Annotated in this window: 27 protein-coding genes; 15 read left to right on the top strand and 12 right to left on the bottom strand. The window is 29.9% G+C overall.

Features of this window, described 5'->3' with window-relative positions:
- Positions 1-52 precede the first annotated feature (52 nt).
- A complete protein-coding gene (locus FBF02_RS04870) occupies positions 53-1,150 on the top strand; it encodes a YeiH family protein (RefSeq protein ID WP_002853043.1) in 1,098 nt (365 codons plus the stop codon).
- A gap of 95 nt (positions 1,151-1,245) precedes the next feature.
- Entirely contained in the window at positions 1,246-1,818 is a 573-nt protein-coding gene (locus FBF02_RS04865; protein ID WP_002853041.1) for a hypothetical protein, read from the top strand.
- Between the two features lie 15 nt (positions 1,819-1,833).
- Here FBF02_RS04865 and rsmG read toward each other — a convergent pair whose 3' ends face one another.
- Both rsmG and ribA read right to left on the bottom strand, forming a co-directional pair.
- On the bottom strand, positions 1,834-2,400 hold the full coding sequence (rsmG, locus tag FBF02_RS04860; RefSeq protein WP_002853035.1) for a 16S rRNA (guanine(527)-N(7))-methyltransferase RsmG: 567 nt from the start codon (positions 2,398-2,400) through the stop codon (positions 1,834-1,836).
- Positions 2,401-2,961 carry a GTP cyclohydrolase II gene (gene ribA / locus FBF02_RS04855; RefSeq protein WP_002853056.1) on the bottom strand — a complete coding sequence of 187 codons (561 nt, stop codon included), beginning with the start codon at positions 2,959-2,961 and terminating at the stop codon, positions 2,401-2,403. It lies immediately after the preceding gene.
- A 57-nt stretch (positions 2,962-3,018) separates the two neighbouring features.
- On the opposite strand from ribA, the gene hemB reads away from it, so the two are divergent.
- From hemB to FBF02_RS04825, 6 genes are read left to right on the top strand one after another with little or no spacing between them, the layout of a single operon-like run.
- Complete coding sequence (gene hemB / locus FBF02_RS04850) at positions 3,019-4,002, top strand: porphobilinogen synthase (RefSeq protein WP_002852925.1); 984 nt, start codon at positions 3,019-3,021, stop codon at positions 4,000-4,002.
- Positions 3,999-4,919 (top strand): ornithine carbamoyltransferase, encoded by a 921-nt coding sequence (argF, locus tag FBF02_RS04845; protein ID WP_002858026.1) that lies wholly within the window; start codon positions 3,999-4,001, stop codon positions 4,917-4,919. Before hemB ends, argF begins: the two co-directional genes overlap by 4 nt.
- A complete protein-coding gene (locus FBF02_RS04840; RefSeq protein WP_002853412.1) occupies positions 4,916-5,407 on the top strand; it encodes a DUF2603 domain-containing protein in 492 nt (163 codons plus the stop codon). The genes argF and FBF02_RS04840 overlap by 4 nt, the downstream gene beginning before the upstream one ends.
- Complete coding sequence (gene hemN, locus FBF02_RS04835; protein WP_002853363.1) at positions 5,394-6,749, top strand: oxygen-independent coproporphyrinogen III oxidase; 1,356 nt, start codon at positions 5,394-5,396, stop codon at positions 6,747-6,749. Before FBF02_RS04840 ends, hemN begins: the two co-directional genes overlap by 14 nt.
- 1 nt (position 6,750) lies before the next feature.
- On the top strand, positions 6,751-8,016 hold the full coding sequence (locus FBF02_RS04830; RefSeq protein WP_002853398.1) for a (Fe-S)-binding protein: 1,266 nt from the start codon (positions 6,751-6,753) through the stop codon (positions 8,014-8,016).
- Complete coding sequence (locus tag FBF02_RS04825; RefSeq protein ID WP_010891900.1) at positions 8,013-8,774, top strand: DUF5416 domain-containing protein; 762 nt, start codon at positions 8,013-8,015, stop codon at positions 8,772-8,774. The genes FBF02_RS04830 and FBF02_RS04825 overlap by 4 nt, the downstream gene beginning before the upstream one ends.
- A gap of 2 nt (positions 8,775-8,776) precedes the next feature.
- Here FBF02_RS04825 and FBF02_RS04820 read toward each other — a convergent pair whose 3' ends face one another.
- Entirely contained in the window at positions 8,777-8,983 is a 207-nt protein-coding gene (locus FBF02_RS04820) for a membrane protein (RefSeq protein WP_002853356.1), read from the bottom strand.
- A 234-nt stretch (positions 8,984-9,217) separates the two neighbouring features.
- Here FBF02_RS04820 and FBF02_RS04815 point away from each other — a divergent pair, with 234 nt between their 5' ends.
- From FBF02_RS04815 to FBF02_RS04805, 3 genes are all read left to right on the top strand, one after another.
- On the top strand, positions 9,218-10,183 hold the full coding sequence (locus FBF02_RS04815; RefSeq protein ID WP_002853375.1) for an MFS transporter: 966 nt from the start codon (positions 9,218-9,220) through the stop codon (positions 10,181-10,183).
- 66 nt (positions 10,184-10,249) lie between these two features.
- Positions 10,250-10,438, top strand: coding sequence for a hypothetical protein (locus FBF02_RS04810; RefSeq protein ID WP_002853344.1), 189 nt, complete (start codon positions 10,250-10,252; stop codon positions 10,436-10,438).
- Between the two features lies 1 nt (position 10,439).
- Positions 10,440-11,591, top strand: coding sequence for a M20 aminoacylase family protein (locus FBF02_RS04805; protein ID WP_002853394.1), 1,152 nt, complete (start codon positions 10,440-10,442; stop codon positions 11,589-11,591).
- 3 nt (positions 11,592-11,594) lie between these two features.
- Here the strand turns inward: FBF02_RS04805 and FBF02_RS04800 are convergent, their stop codons facing one another.
- Both FBF02_RS04800 and jlpA read right to left on the bottom strand, forming a co-directional pair.
- Entirely contained in the window at positions 11,595-12,335 is a 741-nt protein-coding gene (locus FBF02_RS04800; RefSeq protein ID WP_002853346.1) for a YaaA family protein, read from the bottom strand.
- 91 nt (positions 12,336-12,426) lie between these two features.
- Positions 12,427-13,545 (bottom strand): lipoprotein adhesin JlpA, encoded by a 1,119-nt coding sequence (gene jlpA / locus FBF02_RS04795; RefSeq protein WP_002857978.1) that lies wholly within the window; start codon positions 13,543-13,545, stop codon positions 12,427-12,429.
- 218 nt (positions 13,546-13,763) lie between these two features.
- Between jlpA and FBF02_RS04790 the strand changes: the two genes are divergently transcribed.
- Both FBF02_RS04790 and FBF02_RS04785 read left to right on the top strand, forming a co-directional pair.
- Complete coding sequence (locus FBF02_RS04790) at positions 13,764-14,603, top strand: cysteine ABC transporter substrate-binding protein (protein ID WP_002853353.1); 840 nt, start codon at positions 13,764-13,766, stop codon at positions 14,601-14,603.
- Between the two features lie 39 nt (positions 14,604-14,642).
- On the top strand, positions 14,643-15,890 hold the full coding sequence (locus FBF02_RS04785) for an MFS transporter (RefSeq protein WP_002853379.1): 1,248 nt from the start codon (positions 14,643-14,645) through the stop codon (positions 15,888-15,890).
- Here the strand turns inward: FBF02_RS04785 and FBF02_RS04780 are convergent.
- Complete coding sequence (locus FBF02_RS04780) at positions 15,873-17,141, bottom strand: M20/M25/M40 family metallo-hydrolase (protein WP_002853369.1); 1,269 nt, start codon at positions 17,139-17,141, stop codon at positions 15,873-15,875. The genes FBF02_RS04785 and FBF02_RS04780 overlap by 18 nt on opposite strands.
- Positions 17,142-17,208: 67 nt before the next feature.
- Between FBF02_RS04780 and FBF02_RS04775 the strand changes: the two genes are divergently transcribed.
- Positions 17,209-17,736 carry a thermonuclease family protein gene (locus FBF02_RS04775; protein WP_002853387.1) on the top strand — a complete coding sequence of 176 codons (528 nt, stop codon included), beginning with the start codon at positions 17,209-17,211 and terminating at the stop codon, positions 17,734-17,736.
- Positions 17,737-17,744: 8 nt separating this feature from the next.
- A complete protein-coding gene (locus FBF02_RS04770) occupies positions 17,745-17,918 on the top strand; it encodes a lipoprotein (RefSeq protein WP_002853385.1) in 174 nt (57 codons plus the stop codon).
- On the opposite strand, the gene FBF02_RS04765 is transcribed toward FBF02_RS04770, so the two are convergent.
- The 6 genes from FBF02_RS04765 to FBF02_RS09160 all read right to left on the bottom strand — a co-directional run bounded on the left by FBF02_RS04765 (position 17,919) and on the right by FBF02_RS09160 (position 22,458).
- Positions 17,919-18,497, bottom strand: a complete 579-nt coding sequence (locus tag FBF02_RS04765; RefSeq protein ID WP_002853367.1) for a hypothetical protein — start codon at positions 18,495-18,497, stop codon at positions 17,919-17,921.
- Positions 18,498-18,569: 72 nt separating this feature from the next.
- A complete protein-coding gene (gene cmoB, locus FBF02_RS04760) occupies positions 18,570-19,460 on the bottom strand; it encodes a tRNA 5-methoxyuridine(34)/uridine 5-oxyacetic acid(34) synthase CmoB (RefSeq protein ID WP_002864121.1) in 891 nt (296 codons plus the stop codon).
- 95 nt (positions 19,461-19,555) lie between these two features.
- Positions 19,556-21,280, bottom strand: a complete 1,725-nt coding sequence (locus FBF02_RS04755) for a ShlB/FhaC/HecB family hemolysin secretion/activation protein (RefSeq protein ID WP_002858389.1) — start codon at positions 21,278-21,280, stop codon at positions 19,556-19,558.
- A 57-nt stretch (positions 21,281-21,337) separates the two neighbouring features.
- Positions 21,338-21,478 (bottom strand): hypothetical protein, encoded by a 141-nt coding sequence (locus FBF02_RS04750; protein WP_002860721.1) that lies wholly within the window; start codon positions 21,476-21,478, stop codon positions 21,338-21,340.
- Between the two features lie 262 nt (positions 21,479-21,740).
- Positions 21,741-22,064, bottom strand: coding sequence for a hypothetical protein (locus FBF02_RS09165; RefSeq protein WP_002853350.1), 324 nt, complete (start codon positions 22,062-22,064; stop codon positions 21,741-21,743).
- Between the two features lies 1 nt (position 22,065).
- Positions 22,066-22,458 (bottom strand): hypothetical protein, encoded by a 393-nt coding sequence (locus FBF02_RS09160; protein ID WP_002853377.1) that lies wholly within the window; start codon positions 22,456-22,458, stop codon positions 22,066-22,068.
- Position 22,459 lies beyond the last annotated feature (1 nt).

Genomic DNA, 22,459 nt, shown 5'->3' with positions numbered 1-22,459 from the left:
TAATTTTAATAAAAAAAATATAATAACACAAAATTTACAAAAAGGAAAATAAATGAAAACAAGTTTTTTAGCACATAGCGTGGCTATAGTGCGATCAAATTTTAAGGGTTTGCTTTTTACTGCTTGTATAGTGATTTTTGCTATGTATCTTTCTAGTGTTCAAAGTATCAAAGATACCACTCATTTAGCAGCGACTGCTTTTGCTATTATCATAGGAGTGTTGCTTTCTCCTTGGTTTTTTAAATACCAACATCATTTTCAAGCCGGAGTGCATTTTAGTGCGAAAAAACTTTTAAGACTTGGCATTGTTTTATATGGTTTTAATATCACTTTAACTGAGCTTTTAAGTGTAGGATTGAAAGGATTTTTGCTTTCTGCTATAGTGATATTTTTTGTTTTTATTATTGCTTTATTTGTGGGAACGAAAATTTTTAAACTCGATAAAGAAACTTCTATGCTTGTTGGAGCTGGAAGTGCGATTTGCGGTGCGGCAGCGGTTTTAGCACTAGAGTCAAGTTTGAAAAGTGATCCTTTTAAGGGAATTTTAGCTGTAGGTACGGTGGTGATTTTTGGACTTGTATTTATGTTCTTATATCCCATAGCTTTTTCTTTAAATCTTTTTCCTTTTTTTGATCAAAATGCTATGGGTGTTTTTATGGGAGCTACGTTGCATGAGGTGGCAAATGTCGCAGGTGCTGCTGAAATGGCAAAGGATATGGCAGGATTTGAGCAAGGTGCTTCTAATGTTGCAGTGATTATAAAAATGATGAGAGTGATTTTACTTGTGCCTTTTTTGCTTATAGTGACTTATTTTTTCGCTAAAAATCAACATTCAAGCAGTGGAAAAACTGCAAAAAGTATCACTATACCTTATTTTGCTTTTGCATTTTTAGGCATGATAGTTTTAAATACTTATTTAGCAAGCAAAGAAAGTATTTTAGGTATTGCTACGAGCGATATCATCTCTTTAGGTAAAACACTTTGTACTTTATGTATCGTTTTTGCTATGGCAGCTTTAGGCTTGCAAATTGACTTTAAAAAATTTTTAAAAAGTGGCTCTAGGGTATTTGGCTTGGCTTTTGTTTTAGGGCTTGTTTTGATTTTTGGAGGATATTTTTTAACCTTAGCTTTTAAAGGTATACTTTGGTAATAAAAATTATTTTTTATTTTAGAAAATTTTATTTTATTAATCAACGTAAGAATATAATTTAATTCATTAATTAAATTTATTAAAAAGGAATAAAGATGAAAAAAATTCTTGTAAGTGTTTTAAGTTCTTGCTTGTTAGCTTCGGCTTTAAGTGCTGTATCTTTTAAAGAAGATAGTTTAAAGATTTCTTTTGAAGGATATAAAACTAAAGATATGATAGGAACAAAAGGTGAATTTAAAAATGTAGAATATAAATTTTCTAAAAATATAAAGGATTTGGCAAGTTATCTTAAAGGCGCTAAAGCTACCATAAAGCCAAGCAATGCTTTTATGGGTGAAGGCAATGATATTATAACCAATAATATCACAAAAGTATTTTTCCCTGCTTTATTGGGAGATACGGATATTAAAGTTGTTTTTCAAGATGTGATTGCGGGTGAAAATAAAGGCGTTATTTCAGCAAAAATTACTATGGATAAAAAAAGTACTATTGTACCTTTAACTTATACCATCAAAGATAATAAATTTGAAGCTAAAGGACAACTTGATTTGCATACTTTTAAAAATGGTTCTAAAGCATTAAAAGCATTAAGCGATGTTGCTGCAGGACATGGTGGAATTTCTTGGCCTTTAGTGGATATCAGTTTTAATGCTGATTTAGCAGAATAAAAAGTAGCCTTAGGGCTACTTTAAAATACAATATCTTCTTAAATTATTTTCAAAAATTTCATAATCTTTTATATTTTCAAGTTCTTGATAAATTTCACTACCTTTCCATAAAATAAAAACTGTATTTTCATCTTTTAGATTTTTACAAATTTCAAGCAAAGGCTTGACATCCATTAAGGCTCTTGAAGTGATGATATCAGCTTTAAAGGTATTCTTGTATTCTTGAACTTTTTCTTTGTAAATATGTAAATTTGGAAGTTCACATTCTATTTTTAATGTCCGCAAAAAGGCAGCTTTTTTGGGATTGGGTTCGAAAAGATGAAAATTGCTTTGCAGTAAAAAAGCTAAAAATACAACTGGAAATCCTGCGCCACTTCCTATATCGGCAATATTTTTTGCTTTAGAAAAATCATAAAAATCTAAAATTTTAATACTATCAAAGATATTTTCATCTATATTTTTTAAATGAGTAAGATTGTGAATGCGGTTAAATTTAGATAATAATTCTTTATAAATTTTTACCTTTTCTTCAAAGTTTTTTAAATCGTAGTTTTGCAAAAAATCATAATCTTTAAAAATCATTTATTTAAGATGTCCCATTTGAGTTTGTTTTATGTTTAAATACTCTACATTAAAACGATTAGGTTCTATTAAAATCGGTATGCGTGTGATGATTTTTTCTTTGATAGAATCTAGCTTTTCAGGGTTATTTGTGAGTAAATTAACCTTAGAAATTTCATAGTGTTTGAGTATAAATTCTACAATTTCATAAGTTCTCTCATCGGCTTTAAAGCCAAGCTGATGATTTGCTTTAATCGTATCAAAACCTTTATCTTGTAAAGCATAAGCATTAACCTTGTTAAAAAGCCCTATACCCCTTCCTTCTTGTCTAAGATAAATCACCATTCCGCCATTCTTTTCTATATATTTTAGCGAAAATTCAAGTTGTTCTCCGCAGTCGCATTTTAAACTTCCTAAAGCATCTCCTGTTAAGCACTCTGAATGAATTCTTAGATTGAGTGTATCTTTTGGAGTGTTTTTAAATATGCATAAATGTTCTTTATCGTTTTCTTTGAAACTTTGCATTTGGAAATTTCCCCATTTGCTAGGTAAATTCGCAATTTCTGAAATTTTTATTTCCATTTACTACTCTCTATAATCAAATTTATGTTAAGATTTTAGCAAAAAAAGGACAAAAAAATGTTTAAAAGATTTAGAAGATTAAGGCTTAATGAAAACTTAAGATCTATGGTAAGGGAAAATTCTTTAAGTGTAAATGATTTGATTTATCCGCTTTTTGTGGTTAATGGAACGGGGATAAAAAAAGAAATTTCTTCTATGCCTGATGTGTTTCAAATGAGTTTAGATGAAATTTTAAAAGAGTGTCAAAATGTAGTTAATTTAGGCATTAAAGCCATTATACTTTTTGGTGTTTTAGAAAATGAGAAAAAAGACAGTTGTGGAAGCGATGCTTTAGATGATGAAGGGCTTGTTGCAAGAAGTATAAGAGAGATTAAGAAAAATTTTCCAGATCTTTTTATAATCAGTGATCTTTGTTTTTGCGAATACACAGATCACGGGCATTGTGGGATTATCGATCCAAAAATAAAAAGCGTAGATAATGATGCAACTTTAGAAATTTCAGCCAAGCAAGCCTTAGTTCATGCAAGAGCAGGGGTAGATATGATAGCACCTAGTGGAATGATGGATGGTGTTATCACTACTTTGCGCAAAGCTTTAGATAAGGAAGGTTTTGAAAATTTGCCTATAATGGCGTATTCTACTAAATTTGCATCAAGTTATTATGGGCCATTTCGAGATGTAGCAGAGTCAGCTCCAAGTTATGGAGATAGAAAAAGCTATCAAATGGATTTTGCTAATGGTAAAGAAGCTTTAGAAGAAAGCTTAGAGGATGAAGCACAAGGAGCTGATATTTTAATGGTAAAACCTGCTCTTGCTTATCTTGATGTGGTTAAAGAAATATCCCTTCATTCTAACTTGCCTTTGTGTATTTATAATGTAAGCGGAGAGTATGCTATGTTAAAGGCAGCTAAAAATGCAGGAGTGATTGATTATGAAAAAGTTTTGTATGAAACTATAATAGCTTTTAAAAGAGCAGGGGCAAAGCTTATCATCACTTATCATGCTAAAGAATTAGCTAAAATGTTAAAAGGAGAAAAATGAAACATTTTTTAACTTTAAGAGATTTTTCTAAGGAGGAAATTTTAAGCCTTGTAAATCATGCTAGCGAGCTTAAAAAAGAGCCTAAAAAACTTTTACAAGATAAAACTTTAGCAATGATTTTTGAGAAAAACTCTACAAGAACAAGAATGGCATTTGAATTAGCCATAACAGAGCTTGGCGGAAAGGCTTTGTTTTTAAGCAGCAATGATTTACAACTTAGTCGTGGTGAGCCTGTAAAGGATACAGCTAGGGTGATAGGGGCGATGGTTGATTTTGTGATGATGAGGGTCAATAAACATGAAACTTTACTCGAATTTGCAAGATATTCTAAAGCTCCTGTGATCAATGCTTTAAGCGAGCTTTATCATCCTACTCAGGTTTTAGGGGATTTGTTTACTATCAAAGAATGGAATAAAATGCAAAATGGTATAGCAAAAGTTGCTTTTATCGGAGATAGTAATAATATGTGCAATTCTTGGCTTATTACGGCTGCGATTTTGGGCTTTGAAATTAGTATAGCTATGCCAAAAAACTATAAAATTAGCCCTGAAATTTGGGAATTTGCTATGAAACAGGCTTTGATTTCAGGAGCTAAAATTTCCTTAGGCTATGATAAATTTGAAGCCTTAAAGGATAAAGATGTAGTCATTACCGATACTTGGGTTTCCATGGGCGAAGAGAATGAAAAAGAACGCAAGATTAAAGAATTTGAAGGATTTATGATCGATGAAAAGGCTATGAGCGTTGCCAATAAAGACGCGATATTGCTTCATTGTTTGCCTGCTTATAGGGGTTATGAAGTGAGTGAAGAAATTTTTGAAAAACATGCAGATGTGATTTTTGAAGAAGCAAGAAATCGCCTTTATGTGGTAAAAGCCTTGCTTTGCTTTTTGGATAATCAGAGAGGAAGAGAATGAAAGAGCTAGAAAAGTATAGCACTTGCTTAAAACGCATTGATGAATTTAGTCAAAATCTAGGAATAAAGAAAAAAGATAGAACGATTTTTAAAATGAAGCAAAGCGAGAATGAAAACGAAAAATGTTTAGTTCTTGAAAATGGAAGTTTTGATTCTCCTGAGCCTTGGTTTGTGATCGATGAAAACGATGAAATTCACACTTTGCTTTCTTTACAAAGTCTTAAGAATATACTTGAAAGTTTAAAACAAAGTCAAAAAGAGAATTTTGAATTGCGTTTAGAAAAGGCGATTTATCAACAAATTCCTGTAGATTTTAACGATGTTTGGACGGTTGCTATGGATGAGATCAAGCAAAAGGCGCAAAATGGTACCATGGAAGTTAGTATTGATCTTGAAAAATTAATTTCTAAAATCAAACAAGAGCATCCAAATTTATTTGTAGATATGCAAGCGATGATAGAAAGGGTAAACCAAAATGAGAGATTATAAAGCTTTTGTAAAATACTCTAAAGCAGGACCACGCTACACTTCTTATCCTACAGCAGTAGAGTTTAATGCAAATTTCAAATACGAAGAATATATAGAAATTTTAAAAAAACAAGATAGATCTTTATCGCTTTATTTTCATTTACCATTTTGTAGGAGTGCTTGTTATTTTTGTGGTTGCAATGTCATCTATACTGCAAAAGAAGAGAGTAAAGAAAGGTATTTAACTTATATTTTTAAAGAGCTTGATATTTTAAGTACCATTTTAGATACTAAAAGAGAAGTGGTGCAAATGCACTTTGGTGGCGGAACTCCAACTTTTTTTAGCGCTAAACAACTTCAAAGTTTGATTTTAAAAATCAGATCTGTTTTTGGAAATTTTTCTAAAGATGCAGAGATTAGCTGTGAGATCGATCCGCGTTTTTTAAATGAGGAACAAGCCATAGTTTTAACGCAAAATGGCTTTAATCGTATTAGCTTTGGAGTGCAGGATTTTGATGAAAAAGTTCAAAAAGAAATTCATCGCATCCAGTCTTTTGAATTAACACAAAATGCTTTAAATCTTGTAAGAAATAAAGGCATAAAGTCTGTAAATATGGATTTAATTTATGGTTTGCCTTATCAAAATTTACAAAGCTTTACACAAACTTTAGAAAAAGTTATGCTTTTAAACCCTGATCGTTTGGCGATTTTTAATTACGCTCATGTGCCTTGGCTTAAGAAAAATATGAGAAAATTTGATGAAAATACCTTGCCAAGTCCTGATGTTAAGCTTGAAATTTTAGAATTTTGTGAGAAATTTTTAAGCAAAAATGGTTATAAAATGATAGGAATGGATCATTTTGCAAAAGAAAATGATGAGCTTTTTAAAGCTTTAGAAAATGGAACTTTACATAGAAATTTCCAAGGTTATACCACCAAAGGCGGTGCTGATTTAGTCGGTGTTGGGCTTACAAGTATAGGCGAAGGACAAAGACATTATGCACAAAATTTTAAAGATATGTCAAGTTATGAAGCTGCATTAGATAGAGGAGTTTTACCTTTTGAAAGAGGTGTGATTTTAAGCGATGATGATGAGCTTAGAAAAGCAGTGATTATGGAGTTAATGGCAAATTTTAAGCTTGATATTAAGTCAATAGAAAAAGAATTTTCCATTGATTTTAAGGAGTATTTTAAAGAGGATTTAAAAGCTTTAGAAGAATACAAAGATTTTGTTAATTTTGATGAAAATTTTATCAAAGTCAATGAAACAGGTGTTTTGCTTATAAGAAATATTGCTATGTGTTTTGATGCTTATATGAAAAACATTAGTGAAGATAAAAAAGTATTCTCAAAAACGGTGTAAGATGAAATTTAGTCAAATAAGTGATGCTTGCGTTAAATGTGGCAAATGTATACCTGTTTGTACTATACATGAAGAAAATCGCGATGAAATTACTAGTCCAAGAGGATTTTTAGATCTTTTAACTGCTTATAAAGAGGGAAGTCTAGAGCTTGATAAAGAAGCTAAGAAAGTTTTTGAATCTTGTTTTTTATGCACCAATTGTGTTGAAGTATGTCCGAGTAAATTAAGAGTAGATAATGCCATAGAAGAAGTTCGTTATGATATAGCTAAAAAATTTGGTATAGCTTGGTATAAAAAACTTATTTTTTTCTTTTTAAGAAGACGCAAAATTTTAGATTTGGTAGCTAAGCTTGGCTATGTGTTTCAAAGTTGTGCGTTTAAAATTCAAAATGAGAATGAAAATACAGGTATGAAGGCAAGATTTTCCATGCCTTTTGTTAAAAAGGGAAGATTACTTACAAGTTTTAATAAAAAAAGTTTCTTAAATTCTAATCCAAAATTTATCAATAATGATGGAGAAAAAACAATAGGTTTTTTTGTAGGTTGTTTGGCGAATTATTTTTACATAGATACGGCTAATGCGGTGCTTAAAATCACTAAGGAATTAAAAATCAATGTGGATTTGATGAAAGAACAAGTATGTTGTGGAGCGCCGCAATTTTTTACGGGTGATTTTAAAAGTGTTGAAGTTTTGGCTAAAAAAAATATTGAGTATTTTGAAAAAAAATTAGAAAAATTAGATGCTATTATAGTTCCTGAGGCCACTTGTTCGGCTATGTTAAAGATAGATTATGAACATTTTTTTATAATGCAAAATGATTTAGACTGGGCAAAACGCGCAAAATGTGTGTCATCTAAGATATATATGGCTAGCGAGTATTTTTATAAATTTACTTCTTTGGAAGAAATTTTAAAAACAAAAAATAAATTTAATTATAGCATTACTTATCACGATCCTTGCCATGCAAGAAAAATGCAAGGGGTTTTTAAAGAGCCAAGAGAACTTTTAAAAACAAATTATCATTTTGTAGAAATGAGTAATTCTAATACTTGTTGCGGTTTTGGCGGGGTGAGTATGCAAACGGATTATTATGATAGAGCTTTAAGTGTAGGGCTTAAAAAAGCACAAATGATCGATGAAAGTAAGGCTAGTGTGGTAAGTGCCGAGTGTTCAGCTTGTAGAATGCAAATTTCAAATGCATTAGAACAAAATTCAAGCAAGGTTGTTTTTGCTAGTCCTTTAGAACTTATAGCAAAAGCTTTGTGATGATGAAGATAGTATTTAAAGGCAAAAGTTCTGAATATGAAATTCAAAGATCGTGCTTTTGTGTTGATGCTTTTGTGATTAAAGATAAGATTGAAGAACGAGATGGTGTTGATTTTATCACTTCAAATGTAGATCTTTTGGAATTTAGTGATGACAGTTTTACTTTTGAAGAAATTGTAAAACATTTTAATATTTGTGATACTGAAGATATGATTATCGTTGAAGATTTTGACATGAAATCAAACAAAGATAATCAAAACCAAGAAGATGATATAGAACACAACATCTTAAAATCCGAAAAAATAATACATGAAAACACAAAACAAACAAGTATGCAATTTAAAAATTTAAAATTTTTTTCAAGAATTTTTAAAAATGAAAATTTTCTTTCTGATTTTAAAGAAAGTAAGCAAGAAGTTGTTACTATCAAAAAACATGAAAAACTTGAAATTTTTAAAAATTTATCTCAAGAAGATCAAGAAATTAGCTTTGTTAAAATTGAAATTTTAAATTATGATAGTAATGAAGATAGTTTAAGTTTTAATCTTGATATATTTCCAAGCGGTATGAGCTATAAGTACGGAATTTTAAAAGGCTCTATGCATATTATTTTACAAGGTAAAACTTCTAGTACGATGCTTTTTCCGTTTTTAAAAAGTATGATTTATAAAAATAAAAGCGAAAATTCAAGTGAAAAAATTTTTACTTTAATGATAAATCAGAAAAAACACTATAAGCTTATCGCAAATCTTTCTTAGTTTTATTTTATTATATTTTCTATATTAGAGCGATTTTTTTCAATTAAAGAGCGATTTTTTTGAGTTGTTTCTTTAAGATCGGCTATATCTTCTTTCATATTTTGTATGTTTTGGTTGAGTAATTTTATCTTTTTTTCATAGCGAGTAACGATGATAAAGACTACAAATAAAAATATAATAATCAAAAAAATAAATGCTAAAAATTCCATATTTTTCCTTTTTAAAACTAGATTTTGAAATATATCATTTAAATACTTCAAAAAACTTTTACGGGTTTTTTATTTTGTATTTTAGTTTTTTTATCTTTAAACTTATATATAAATTTTCAAAAAGTAACAAAAAAATATATAAAAAAATAATTAAATTAAAAAAAATAATTAAAGATAATAAATATCTTATTTTTTTATGTTATATTTTAATAAATATCTAAAAAGGATTTTAATATGGAAAAATCACTTTTATTTCATTTTAGACGCATTGGAGTTGAATTTATCATTTTTAGTGTTTATGCTGTTTTTAGTATCTCTTGGGCAGCAACAGGGTCTTTAATGCCTTTGATTTCAAACGATCTTGCCCTAAATACTCAGCAAGCTACTTTAATCACTAGCATGATAGTGGTTGCGAAAATTTTTGGTGCTTCATTTACTGCTTTTTTGGTTTATAAATTCGGATTAAAAAAGGGATATTTTTTAGGCTGTATTTTAATGAGTTCGGGTATATTTTTAAGTTTTGTAGATAGTTATAGTGGTATTTTGATTATAAGATTTTTAACAGGGCTTGGTTCAGCTTGTGCTTTAGTTTGCTTAGTGCCTATTGCACAGCAATGGTTCGAAAAAAAAGCTTTACATTTTGTAATTAGTTTTAACATAACTTCAAATTTAGTAGGCATTACCCTAGGACTTGTTTTAGCTGAAAGCATCTCAAATTATTTTGGAAATTGGAGAGATTCTTTATCATTTTATGCTTGGATTAATTTGATTTTATTGATTTTGTGGCTTTTTGTAGGTAAAGATGAGAATAAAAAAGAAGAAAAAAAGAATAATGCAAAAGATCTTATTTATGCTCTAAAATCTCGTGTTACTTGGGGTATGATTATTTTTTACATAGGGCCTATTTTATTTTTAAATTCTCTTTTTACTTTTTTACCAACTTTTTATGCACAATATGCAGGTTTTAGTAAAGAATTAGCTGATTTTGCTAAAAAAGAAATTCCAGCCTTGGCTAATTTTGCTATTATTTTTGGTCCTTATCTTGGATTATTTTTTAAAAGAAAAAATATTTCTTTTAAAATAATGCTATTGTCTGGAGGAGCGTGTATTTTTATATGCGGATTTTGTATGTTATTTTTACAAAATTTAGTATTGATACAGATTTTTGCTGTGTTATCAGGCATTTTTTATTCTATGTAGTTTCCATTTTTCTTTAATTTACCTTCAGAACTAAAAAATTCCAATCCAAATCAAACTGCTTATATTATGAGTGCTTTTTGGAGTATTACCTTTGTTATACTATCATTTAATCTATGGGTAGTATCTTGGAGTGTTGATAAAACCCATAGTTTTACTTTGGGTTTTGTTTATATTTTTGCTTTGATTTTTATTTCAGCGATCTTAGCACAATTTGTTTTACCTAGAAGAGAAAAATTTATACAAGGAGAAAAATAGAATGAATTTAATTCCAGAAATACTAGACTTACAAGGCGAATTTGAAAAAATTCGTCATCAAATTCATGAAAATCCTGAGCTTGGTTTTGATGAATTATGTACTGCAAAATTAGTGGCGCAAAAATTAAAAGAATTTGGTTATGAGGTTTATGAGGAAATAGGAAAAACAGGCGTTGTGGGGGTTTTAAAAAAGGGAAATAGCGATAAAAAAATAGGACTTCGTGCAGATATGGATGCTTTGCCTTTACAAGAATGCACAAATTTGCCTTATAAAAGCAAAAAAGAAAATGTAATGCATGCTTGTGGTCATGATGGACATACTACTTCTTTATTGCTTGCTGCAAAATATTTAGCAAGTCAGAATTTTAATGGCGCTCTAAATCTTTATTTTCAACCTGCTGAAGAGGGTTTGGGTGGTGCTAAGGCAATGATAGAAGATGGATTGTTTGAAAAATTTGATAGTGATTATGTTTTTGGATGGCACAATATGCCTTTTGGTAGCGATAAGAAATTTTATCTTAAAAAAGGTGCGATGATGGCTTCTTCGGATAGTTATAGTATTGAAGTTATTGGAAGGGGTGGTCATGGAAGTGCTCCAGAAAAGGCAAAAGATCCTATTTATGCTGCTTCTTTGCTTATTGTGGCTTTACAAAGCATAGTATCTCGCAATGTTGATCCTCAAAATTCAGCAGTTGTAAGCATAGGAGCTTTTAATGCAGGACATGCTTTTAATATCATTCCAGATATTGCAACGATTAAAATGAGTGTTAGAGCATTAGATAATGAAACTAGAAAGCTAACTGAAGAAAAAATTTATAAAATTTGTAAAGGTATTGCGCAGGCTAATGATATAGAGATTAAAATCAATAAAAATGTTGTTGCACCAGTGACTATGAATAACGATGAAGCTGTGGATTTTGCTAGTGAGGTTGCAAAAGAATTATTTGGCGAAAAAAATTGTGAATTTAATCATCGTCCTTTAATGGCAAGTGAGGATTTTGGATTTTTTTGCGAAATGAAAAAATGTGCCTATGCTTTTTTAGAAAATGAAAACGACATTTATTTACATAATTCTAGTTATGTTTTTAATGATAAGCTTTTAGCTAGGGCTGCAAGTTATTATGCGAAGCTAGCTTTAAAATACTTAAAATAAAAACTAATCTAGAATTTCAAGCACAATTTCTTCCTTTAAACCTTTGATTTGAATTTCTTTGAGTTTTAGGTTTGAAGGAAGGTTTGCTAAAAGCTCTTTATTGTTTTTTACTTGGTTTTTTGCACTTATGGAGAGTAAAATTCCCCTATAAGCTTTAGCAAAATGACTGATGACTTTACCATTTTTTACAAATTTATAAGTATAAAATTTCTTTTTTGGGGTGTAGAATTTATCATAAAATCCTGCTCTAAGGTCAAGTATTTCTTCATTTTCTAAGTATTCATCTAAGGCTTTACTAAAATGTTCTTTATAAAATTTCTCTATGGCAAAATTTCCTATTTTAGCCCCTTGCTTGAATTTATAAAAGGGTAGGGTATCATTAGCTCTTACAATGCCAAAAAGATTAGAAAATATAAGAGTATTTTCTAAAATATAAGCTTGACTTTTTTTATCTAAAGCTTTAAAATTAAGATATTCATAACTTACCCCAGTATAAAGCAATATAGCTTCTTGGGTGGGAGCTTGTTTTAAGTCGTGTTTAAATTTATCAATTTCATTTTCATTTTTAATGCCAAAAAGTTCTTGTAAATTCTGTAAACTTGCGTTTTTGATAAATTCTTCATAATGCTTTAAAGCTTCCATTCTATAAGGAAATAATTCTTTAAATATAAATGAGTTTTCATTGATAGGATTTTTTACGCAATTTTCATTTTTACTTTCGCTAGGGGAGAATAAAATTTTCATTTTAGCCTTTTTTGTTAATATTATGAAAACATTAAGAGCAAAGAATTTAATCTTGCTTTTAATGTTTTTGAAGTTTTTATCATTTTAAAATTTAAAATGACGCTCCGCCCATTAACATAGAAAACATGATAAATGGAAGTATAATTTTTAACGCTTCTGTGGCGTCTTGATTGTTGATGCTTAGTTTTTCTATGCTGTCGATTCCCTGTGTGCTATAGTCACTAACAGGGATGTTTTTAAATTTTAAATCAAGATTGAGTTTATAATCATCATTTTGAGTGATATTGTTTAAAATAGCTAAAGCTTTATCAAAGATTAATGCTTGTTCTTCATTTTGACTTTGAGCTTTTAAGGTTTGTAAATTTTCCTTAGCAGTTGCTATATAGCTACTAAATACGCCTTCGGTTTTAAGAGTTGAATCAATTTTAAAATTATTTAAGATGATGTATTTTTGGATTGTATTGCTAAAATCTGAAGCTTGTTCGTAGTTTGCTATATTAAGAAGTTCATTGATAGCTTGTTTATCCATAACTAAAGTTTGAGTGTTAAATTTTATACCCTTAGAATCAAGGTAATTAAGCAAATCTTCTTTTAGATTTATATTTAGATTTGTATTGAAATTTAATTTTGCGTTATAAAATTTTATATCAAGATTATCTAGATAATTGTTTTCTTGTTTGTTTATGGAGTTATCAAATGATAAAGTATAAGAATCCGAGCTTAATTTATTGATAAAAGAGCTGATTTTTGGATCTTGTTGAAATAAGCTTGCATTGATGTCACTAACAACTTTTTCTCCAAGTTTAAAATCTTCAAAAACCAAATTTGATTGTATGCTTTTTTGGTTTTTAAAAAGATCGTTGTAATATTCTTTAATGCTAATTGATGCATTTGCTTCGCCTTTGTAAATTTCATTTGAGCGAATTTTGATATTTTTTGCTTGAAATAGTTCTTGATACTCATCGTTATTATCTTTTGTAAGAGTTTTAAAATTTGGACTTAAACACGCTATAAAATCACCATCTGCATTGCATTTAAAATCAGAAAATTCAATCTTTATTCCAGAATCCTGAGAAAGGCTTGCAATTTCTTGTTTAACTGTTTGATTTAGTTGATTTTCATATTTTTTAACTGTTTTTTCATCTATGGAATTTCCGCAAGCTGAAAACAAAACAGCTATTCCAATAGAGAGAAAAATACCTTTTTTCATAGTTTTCTCCTTAAAAATTTAAAAAAAGATTATATCTTTTTTTACTTAAAATTTAAACAATGCTAAAAGAGAGTGTGAGATTAATTACATTTTTACACATAGGAAAATCTTTTTAGTTTGTTTCAAATGCATTATTTATAATTTTAAGTATAATTAACTTTGCAATTATTATATATTTTTGCAATAGCTTTAAGCTTATTTTTAAAGAAAGGAAATGTATGAAAAAAATACTTCTAAGTGTTTTAACGGCCTTTGTTGCAGTAGTATTGGCTGCTTGTGGAGGAAATTCTGACTCTAAAACTTTAAATTCTCTTGATAAGATCAAGCAAAATGGAGTTGTTAGGATTGGGGTATTTGGCGATAAACCACCTTTTGGTTATGTGGATGAAAAAGGAAACAATCAAGGCTATGATATAGCTTTAGCTAAACGCATAGCAAAAGAACTTTTTGGCGATGAAAATAAGGTGCAATTTGTTCTTGTTGAAGCTGCAAATAGGGTTGAGTTTTTAAAATCAAATAAAGTAGATATTATTTTGGCTAATTTTACTCAAACTCCGCAAAGGGCAGAGCAGGTTGATTTTTGCTCGCCTTATATGAAGGTAGCTTTAGGCGTAGCTGTACCAAAGGATAGTAATATAACTAGCGTAGAAGATTTAAAAGATAAAACCTTGCTTTTAAACAAAGGCACAACAGCAGATGCTTATTTTACGCAAAATTATCCTAATATTAAAACTTTAAAATATGATCAAAATACCGAAACCTTTGCCGCTTTGATGGATAAAAGAGGCGATGCTTTAAGTCATGATAATACCTTACTTTTTGCTTGGGTGAAAGATCATCCTGATTTTAAAATGGGTATTAAAGAGTTAGGTAACAAAGATGTTATCGCACCAGCGGTTAAAAAAGGCGATAAAGAACTTAAAGAATTTATCGATAATTTGATCATCAAACTAGGCCAAGAGCAGTTTTTTCACAAGGCTTATGATGAAACTTTAAAAGCTCATTTTGGAGATGATGTTAAGGCCGATGATGTAGTGATTGAAGGTGGAAAAATTTAATAAAGGGCTTTTTGCCCTTTAGTTGATTTAGGATAAAATATGCAAAAAAAATACAAAAATATTATTTATGCTTCTTTGGGTGGAATTTTAGAATTTTATGATTTTGTGCTTTTTGCCTTTTTTTTGGATATTTTTGCTAAGGTATTCTTTCCGCAAAATGATGCTTTTTGGATGCAGATAAATGCTTATATAGCCTTTGGTGCTGCTTATTTAGCGCGTCCTTTTGGTTCTATTGTGATGGCACATTTTGCTGATAGATATGGAAGAAAGAATATTTTTTATATTTCTATGCTTTTGATGGTTTTGCCTAGTTTTGCTTTAGCTTTTTTACCAAGTTATGAAAGTATAGGTATATTTGCTACTTTGATTTTATTTACTATTCGTATTTTGCAAGGTTTAGCCGTTGGAACTGAGGTGAGCGGAGCTTGGATTTATGTGAGCGAATTTGTTAAAGGGCGTCAAATTCCTTTGGCTCTTGGTTTTATTTCAGCGACTTTAACCATAGGTTTATTGCTAGGAAATATTGCCACTTTGGGCATAAGATCTTATTTTACCCCAGAAGAAGTTCAAAGCTATGCTTGGAGAATTCCTTTTATCATAGGAGGATTTTTTGGAATTTTAGCTTTGTTTTTAAGAAATAAACTCAGCGAAACTCCAGAATTTATAAAAGTTCAAAATGAAAAGAAAATTTTAAGTTTTCCATTGTTTGAAGCTTTGAAAACTCATAAAATGAGTATGCTTGTTTGTTTTTTAATGACCATGGTTTTAACAAGCGGTGTGGCAACTTTGATGATTTTGCCTAAGTATTTTGAAAGTCTTTTAGCTATGAGTAAAACTTCTGCTTTATGGGTGCAAAATTTTGCTATTTTAGCGGTGATTTTTGGAGCTTTATTTCAAGGTTTTTTAGCAAGCAAATGGGGAAGCTATAAAATTTGCTCTATTTTTAGTATAGCTTTTATTATCTTTGGTATGCTTTTTGGTTTTTATGATGAGAATTTTTTATTTTATTTTTTACTGGCTTGTTTTGCACAAGGTATTATTACTTTCGCGCCTGTTTTTATGACGCAAATTTTTAAAAGCGAACTTAAATTTAGCGGGCTTAGTTTTGCTTATAATATTTCTTATGCGATTTTAGGTTTTTTAACCCCTTTTATAGTTAATGCTTTTTATAAAGAGTATTTAGGTATTTATCTTGCTATAGTGGGATCTTGCTCCTTGCTTTGCGTGTTTTTGTTAAAACGCGTTTTTGCAAGAAGTAAGATTAAAGAATTAAGCATTGTCTTTTAAAACTTCAAAAACAACCTTAGATATTTTTTCAACTGAAGCGATTTCACAATGCTCATCAGTTGAATGAGGATTATGGATATTTGGGCCTATAGAAGCGCATAAAAGCTCTTGTTTTTTCTCTATAATGCCACACTCAAGCCCTGCATGGATAGCTGAAACTTTGGCATTAGGCGATACTTTTTTAAGTGCTTTAAAAACCATGTCGCTAAGTGCGTTTGGTTTACCTTCCCAAGGTGGATAGAAATTAAAACTTCTTATTTTAAAATCAAAAGCTTTGAAAAATTCTAAAGTTTCAAATTCTACTTGCTTAAGTCCATCAAGTATATTAGATCTTGCAAAAAGTGCGAATTTGATTTGGTTATCTTGCATTCTTAAAGTAGCTAGGTTAATGCTTGTTTGAACTATATCTAGATTTTCATCATAAGCTCTAACTCCATGAGTGAAAGAATTTATAAGGCTTAAAAGTTTTTTACTTTGATCGCAAATTTCAAATTCATTTTCTTCTTTAAATTCGCATTTTATCCAGTTATTACTCTTTACTTCATCTTTAAAATGCACTAAAGCTTTGGCGTGTTTAGGTATAGAATTGATTCTTTCTCCGCCTTCAAAAGAAATGATTTCTCCTTCATTTTCTTGTATGAATTTAGCCATTTCTTTGATGGAACTTTTTTCATTGCGTATGATATTTATGCCTGAGTGTCCACCTTTAAAATTTTGCGCACAAAGCTCGTAAATTTTACCCTTTTTTCTAAGGGTATTAAAAGACAAACTTGCTTCTATATCTACTCCACCTGCACAGCCTATCATGATCTCATCATCGCTTTCATGATCTAAATTTAAAAGCATTTTAGATTCTAAAGTGTGCTCGAGTAAATTCACTCCCATGAGTCCTACTTCTTCATCGTTTGTAAAAAGACATTCTAAATTTTCAAATTCAGCCATAGCACTCATCATGATGGCTATACCTATGCCATTATCTGCACCAAGACTTGAATTTTTGGCTCTTAAAAAGCCATTTTCTTCATAAACTTCTAAGTTTGGTGCATCGCCCATACAGACCATATCATAATGGCTTTGTAGACAAATTTTTGGTTTGCCTTTTATGGCATGGATATTTCCTGCCTTATCTACACTCACCTTAAAGCCTTTATCTTTGGCGTAAGAGCTTAAAAATTCTTTCATTTGTTCTGTTTCATAACTGCAATGAGGAATTTTGCATAATTGTTTAAAATTTTCTATAACATTTTGCATTTTATCTCCTTTGTTTTGATAAAATTATGGCATATTTTTTAAAATTTAAAGGCAAAATGATTAAAAAATGAGAATAAATTATAAAAAAATATTTAATCTGAGAAAATTACTAAGTGATCCAAAAAAACTTTTTTCTGTATTAATCTTCACTCTTGTAGTTGTTTTTATCCAGAACTATATTGCCCAAAATTCTAGTTTTGAAGGAAAAGTAGTTAGAATTATTGATGGAGATACTATAGAAGTTAATCATGAAAACAAACTCGCTAGAATAAGATTTTTCGGTATAGATGCACCAGAACTTAAACAAAGTTTTGGAAAGCAGTCAAAAGAAGCTTTAAGTAGAATTTTAAGTGGCAAACAAGTTGAAATTATTTATAAAAATAAAGATACTTATGGTAGAATTGTTGCTATTGTAAAGCTTAATGATGTTGATATTAATCGATTTTTGGTAAGCAAAGGCTATGCTTGGGCTGATACTTACTATAGTAACGCTTATACCAAAGAACAAGAAAATGCTAAGAAAAATCATTTAGGTCTTTGGAAAGAGAGTAATCCTATAGAGCCTTATAAATGGAGAAAACACAATAAATTCTAAGGAAAAACATGAAAAAATATACTTTAATGGTGCTATTAGTTTTAGGAATTTCTGGATGTTTTGTAAATGAAAGAGGGATTTCAAATCGTTTTTATGATGATTGTAAAGAGTATTATGATGGAAGCGGAACTTATCATAAGGATTGCCCAAAAAATTGGGTAGATATTAAAATGACTCCTTGATTATTTTCCACCCACAGAGGCCATTAATGCAGCTGCTACGGCTTCTGGATTGTTGATTTTGGCACCTTGTTCTTGATTTTCTGTAGGTTTAACAGTGTTAAGTGGCGGACGCTTGAGTTTAAATATATGCTCATCGGTGCTAACAACTTGTATCGTTCCTTCAAACATTTTAACTTCTTTAACATGTCCAACCACTTTTACATCTCTTTTTTTGGAGGTTTCGTCAAAAAGTGCATGAGCTTCAAGTTCTAAAACATCGCCTAATTTAAGCGGAGCATAAAAAAAACATTTTGATCCAATAATCACTGAAAATTCTTTATTGATAGAGGCTTGTGCTACATAGTTTGCTGCAGCGAAAATAAAGGCATCAAAAATCAATCCTTGATCATCTGCTACCATTTCGCTTGTGGTTATTAAAATTGATTTGGCATAGTTTTTATCAATTTCGATAATGGTTCCAGCAAGTGAGGTGTTTAATTCAGGACAAGTGAGTAATTCTGCTCTAACGCGAGATATATCTTCTGCAGATGCGTATTCTTCAAGTTGTGCATATTCTTCAAAATTATCTTTTTTTGCCATATCTAACCTTTAAATTCTACTTATCTACTTCAAAATATCTAAAATTCAATATCGGCAAAAAATAAAAAGAATTTATATTTTAATGCGTATATAAACTCTTTTGGGTGCTTCATAGCCTTCAATGGTAAGATTTTTATCCTTTGGATCTAAGAAATTTTCCAGCGAAAAAGAGTCTATCCATTCTGTTTTTCTTTGTTCATTTTCATCGGTTTTTTTTGTAGCCAAAACTTCAAATTCTTTAAATCCTGCTCTTTCACACCAGTTTTTTAATGCACTAATGCTTGGTACAAAATAAATATTTGGAATTTTAGAATAAGTTTTATTAGGCACAAGAGCGATTTCTCTCTCATCTTCTATATACATGGTATCTAAAAAAACAACTCCATTTTTATTAAGTCCTGCTTTTAAATCTTTTAGCATTTTTATAGGATCACTTCTATGATAAATCACCCCAAGACAGAAAATCACATCAAATTTCAAGCTATAGCTTGGAAGATCTTCTACGCCTAAAAGTTCGTATTTTATAGGAGTTTTAGCTAAAGCGTTAATGAGTTCAAATTGCAAACGGTATTTGATAGAAGGATCAAAACCTATGAGTTTTGCAGGATTAAATTCAAGCATTTTAAACATATAATAACCATTATTACAGCCTATATCAGCAACGCATTTTTGAGAAATTTCGTTCATGAAAGGCTTTAGAATGTTGAATTTAATAAAACTTTGCCATTCTGTATCGATGAAAAGATCGTCTATTTTAAAAGGACCTTTTCTCCATGGTTTAAGTTCTTTTGCTATAGCTAAGATTTCATCTTTGGCTTGAGAATTTGTAGATAAATTCACGCTATCGCCTAAAGAAAAATTACAAGCAAGATTGAGAGCTTTAAGTTCTTGAATTTTAGCGTATAAAGGGTGATTTAGAAATTGTTTTTCAAGTAAATTTTCTTGCATTTTTATCCTTGACATTTGCTTTTAATGCTAAATTATAACATTAAAAGCTTTTATGGCAATATAAATCTCATATGCATTAAGTATTTGATCAAAAATAAATTTTTAAAAACTCAAAAATACTTCCCAAAGCTTACATAAGCTTTAGAACTATAATCATCATCTAGTTTATATTTCTTTAAAGCTCTAGCTAAATCAAGCTTGACATAAAAATTCCCTGTTTTATTATAAAGCAGTTGTAAACCATAAGCATCCATATAGTTTGTTTCACTTGCTCTATATAGTTTAGAATCATTCTCATACCAAGAATAACCTATATCATAAAAAGGAGTGATATAAAAATCTTTTAAAGGAGTAGCCATTCTAAGTCCAAAGCTAGCCACTACAGCATTATCTCCTTCTCCATCTCCATTATTATAAGCCCTTACTCCATAAGGATCTCCTAAAGATATAGTTTCACTACTATCTAATGTAGCTCCATTGACAACTTGTTGATAATTTAAACTAAAAAGATGAGTAAAAGTATCATTAAAGAAATAAGCATTGTTAAGATTGACATTGAGTTTAGCAAATTTTCCAAAGCCATCTCCATCTGTTTTAGAACTCATTCCTAATATAGTAGTTCCCCCATCTTTAACATTACCATAGCTTACATTAGCACTATAAGAAAAACTATCATTACTAATGCCATTATAAACTCCTTCTATACTAAAGCTTATCGTATCAGAGCTTTTATCTATAGTCATGATATTTAATCTTGAATTACTAAGCTTTTTATGATAATAACTTGAAGTTAAATAAAAAGAATTATAAGTCGTAATCCACAAAGGATATTTTAAATCTATACCTAGATTTTCAGAAGTTCCTATAAAGTTTGCATTTTTATAAGCTCCTCCTAAAGCATAGTTTCTTTTAGAATAACTTGGAGTGATTTTTAAATTCCCTAAGAAAGTAGTATAGCTTATACTATAGTTAGTTTGTGCTTCATCGCTTCTTTGCAAATAAGCATTAAGACTATCTCCTTGATGAGCTATGTTATTAAAACTCATACTGGCACCATCCCTATATCTGCCTGATTCTTTTATACCGTAATTATCCCCATAAAACAATACAGAAACAAAGCTATCACTAGGGGTAGTTTCTATCACTACATCTGTTTTACCTGGATTATCTCCTGCTTTTAAAGAAGCAAGGGTTTGTATGCCATACATTTCATTGACTTTATAAACTGCATCTTCTACTAATTTAGTAGTGATGATTTCACCTTTGTGATTAGGTAATTTACTTTCTATAGCATAATCTCTTACACTAGAATTGTTTTGAACCACATATTTACCTAAAACACCTAAGGTGATATTGATTTGAATTTGATCTTTTAGTTCTTGTTGTGGGATATAAGCTGTAGCAGCAGGATAACCACTAACTTGAACATAATAAGAAATGATATTGGCTATATCTTGTAAGTCTTGAACTGAAATACTTTCTTTTTTGTAATCGTTTAAGGCTTCTTGTAAAACTTGCTCATCTAAACCTAGATCTTTAAAGTTTATGTTTTTATTGGTAATATGAAAGCTAAAGCTAACTTTATAAATTGATTCTTCTTTAGAAGTATTTTTTAAAGAAGGAGTGTTTGAATTTGGGGTTTTAGTTTTTAAAGTATTATCATTAGACAAGTTAGGTTGATTTTTTTGAGTGTTTTTCTTTGTGTTGATGGTTTTTGAATTATTATCATCACTAGTATTAGAATGATCTATGATAATCACTCCATCTTTTACTTTTAAAGTGTTGTTGTAGTTTTTTGAGTTAGCATCTTCTTTATAAGGAGATTGTTCTAACATTTGTATGGTTTTTTATTATCTTTAGTATCACTAGCATAAAGGCTTAAGATAGCTAAACTAGATAGTAAGATAATGCGTTTTATTTAAATTTTCCTTAGTGTTTGTTTGATTTTTAATCTTTAAACTTTGTTTGTTTTTTAATTTTTTAACAAGATCCAAAAGGCTTTTAACCTTTTGGATTTTAATCATCTTGAGCAAGGATTTCCTGCTTTAAAATTATCCGATACTATACAACATTACCACTTTCTTGAGTACTGGCTTCATCTATACTTGCTTGTTTATCATCTTCATTGATATTTGGATCTTCATCTGTAGTTTGTATAAAAAGCTGTAGCAATGCCAGGTTCTTGTTGTCCTATGGTATCATTTGGGTTATTATTAGAACCGTTGTTGTTGCTATTGTTAATATCACCTGAATCGGTTCCATCGTTTCTGTTGTTGGAGTTGTTAGATCCTAAATTTATAATGGATACTGGCTTATAGTTTGCACTATATTTTCATTGACTGTAAGATGACTAGTTCCATTTATGCTCGCACTTGCTAAGGTTTTATTAGAATTTTCTAAACTAGAATTAGTACTCGCTGTAGCGATTTGAAGAGCTATTGTAGCTTGTTGTAAATCACTAGAAACTTTATCTACAGCTTGTTTTAAACCTGCAATAACTTTATCGCCATTATTACCTGTTATACCACTTAGAGCTGTATTGTAAGCTTTAACTGCTTCATTATAAGCATTTGCAGCAGTATCGTAAGTTTTTTGAGCGTTTTCTTGCCCTTCGGTCATTTTAGGAATTTTGAGAAAGAATTTCCTTTGTTTTAATAATGGCTTGTTTAGCTTTTCCTAGATCACCATAAGAATTTCCCAATACTTCCTTTAAAGCGTTTGCAAATGTTGCATTATTGCTATCTTGAGTTTGTCCATATAAAGCAGTAATAAAATCCATACTTTGATTAATGCTTGTTAGTTCATCAGCTGTTAATATTTTTCCATCTTTATAAAATTTACTTAAGTCGCTAATATCAACACTAGAATTAAATTTCAAGTCATTAAATATAGAATTTAAAACTTCATTTGAGATGTTATCTTTAGCAATAAGATCGCTAGTTTCTTTATAGCCTATTGTGTCTGTTGGATCTCCTCCTGGTCCAGTTAAGCCTTTATTAGATCTTATACTCAAT

The organism is Campylobacter sp. CFSAN093226 (genome assembly GCF_012897595.1).
Classification (GTDB): Bacteria; Campylobacterota; Campylobacteria; order Campylobacterales; family Campylobacteraceae; genus Campylobacter_D; species Campylobacter_D jejuni.
The sequence above is the reverse complement of the archived record's forward strand: the minus strand, read 5'-3'. Positions and strand labels throughout refer to the sequence as shown.